General features: G+C 33.5%; 1 pseudogene. It reads right to left on the reverse strand.

Going from position 1 to position 462, the window contains the following annotated elements:
- Window positions 1–272: 272 nt before the first annotated feature.
- Window positions 273–452, reverse strand: a pseudogene (locus K0039_RS23450) (zinc ribbon domain-containing protein); the annotation flags it as partial.
- Between the last annotated feature and the right edge of the window lie 10 nt (window positions 453–462).

Genomic DNA, 462 nt, shown 5'->3' on the forward strand with positions numbered 1-462 from the left:
CCTATCAAAGTATACTGCATAGTACCATTAAAAAGGAATCTTTCACACATTTGAGAAGCTGTAATCCTAGTACCATCTGAAGTTTCTATATAGTCACTAGCTTCTTTTACATAGTCTATAGCCCTCATCTGAACCTCCCATGACTAAAGTCACAGGGTTCCTGCTTCATAGAATTTTGCATACTAAAATATGTCTTACTAATTCTCCACAGGCCATCCCCATAGTTCCTACGGTTCTTACATAAGTTATTTATTTTGAATTGTTATTAGTCTTCATCCTTCTTTTAATATATTTATACTTGCATTTATATCTCTATCGTGATTTTCATGACATCTAGCACAAATCTATTCTCTCAGATTTATGTTCTTAACTTCCTCGCTTTTATACCCACATTTATTACATATTTCTGAATGGTCCACTACTTCACTTACCTTCACAATTTTTCTACCATGTCAATTAGCC

It is taken from the genome of Terrisporobacter mayombei (genome assembly GCF_020748465.1).
In the GTDB taxonomy this organism is placed as follows: Bacteria; Bacillota; Clostridia; order Peptostreptococcales; family Peptostreptococcaceae; genus Terrisporobacter; species Terrisporobacter mayombei.